We start from the raw sequence: 1,457 nt of genomic DNA on the forward strand, positions 1-1,457 counted from the left end.
CGATTAGCTCAACACCTGTTAGGCTTCCATTGGCCAGAAGATTCCGGTCAACCTATCTCGAACCTGATTCGAACTCCAGATTTCATCAAGTACCTCAATAAAAAAGATTTCTCCGAACCGCTAGAAATGCGCTCGCCGTTGAATGTCGAACGTATGTTAGAACTGCGTATCGTGCCTTACACGGAAGGTGAACACCTGATGGTGGTGCGTGACGTGAGCCAACTTAAGCAACTCGAAGGAATGCGTCGTAACTTCTTCGCCAACGTTTCTCATGAGCTACGCACTCCGATGACCGTACTACAAGGTTATCTGGAGATGACGGAAGACCCAGATATGATCGTCGGCCCGATGTGGACTAAAGCGCATGGGGTGATGACGGAGCAGCTTAACCGCATGAACAGCTTAGTGAATCAACTTCTTACCTTATCTAAGATTGAAGCCGCGCCGATGCATGAGTTGGAAGATGTCGTAAACGTGCCAGCAATGCTTGAAGTATTAGAGAAAGAAGCGATCAGCTTAAGTGGTGATGACCAACATAAACTCAAGTTTGATGTCGATACTAGCCTTCGCGTGCTTGGAGATGATGACCAATTGCGCAGCGCGATCTCCAACCTTGTTTACAACGCAGTGAAGTACACTCCTCCGGGAGCCAATATTCATGTTCGTTGGTATCAAACCGCACAAGGTGCGTGCCTTGAAGTTGAAGACAGTGGTGATGGCATTGAGCCACAACACTTGCATCGACTGACTGAGCGTTTCTACCGAGTTGATAAAGCACGTTCACGCGATACGGGTGGCAGTGGTTTAGGATTGGCAATTGTGAAACATGCGCTGAGCCATCATGACTCACACCTGGAAATTCAAAGTGAAGTCGGTGTAGGCAGTAAGTTCTCGTTCGTACTTCCAAGTCGTTTGGTGGTGAAATAATGGGACGTCGAGTCAGTAAAGTCATCGTTTGTATCGCGCTTACTTGTTCGAGTATGGCGGTTGCTCAAGATAAGCCATTACCGAACTACCATAAAACCACTGGCATTGTTGGTAACTTGCTCTCGGTAGGCTCAGACACTTTGGCGGGGATGACCACACTTTGGGTGGAAGAGTTTAAATCCATTTACCCGAACATCAACGCGCAAGTTCAAGCTTCAGGCTCGTCAACGGCGCCACCTGCTTTAACAGAGCAAACGGCGCAGTTTGGCCCAATGAGCCGCCCGATGCGTTTGAAAGAAATCGAAGCGTTCGAGCGACAGCATGGTTACAAACCTACAGCATTGCGCGTTGCTATTGATGCTATTGGTATTTTTGTGCATCAAGACAATCCCATTCAAGGTTTGAACTTTAATCAATTGGACGCGATGTTTTCCGCTACGTTGCGTTGTGGAGAAAGTCAGTTCATCACTAACTGGCAGCAACTAGGTTTAAAAGCCGAATGGGCGAAGCGCAACTTGCAGTTGTTTGGG

General features: G+C 47.8%; 2 protein-coding genes. Both read left to right on the forward strand.

What is annotated here, in order from left to right; all coding sequences use genetic code 11:
- Positions 1 to 927: phosphate regulon sensor histidine kinase PhoR (gene phoR / locus R7093_RS23935; protein ID WP_318146851.1), on the forward strand; the 927-nt coding region annotated here is incomplete at its 5' end.
- Positions 927 to 1,457: PstS family phosphate ABC transporter substrate-binding protein (locus R7093_RS23940; RefSeq protein ID WP_318146852.1), on the forward strand; the 531-nt coding region annotated here is incomplete at its 3' end. The genes phoR and R7093_RS23940, both read left to right, overlap by 1 nt.

It is taken from the genome of Vibrio sp. 1580, assembly GCF_033340055.1.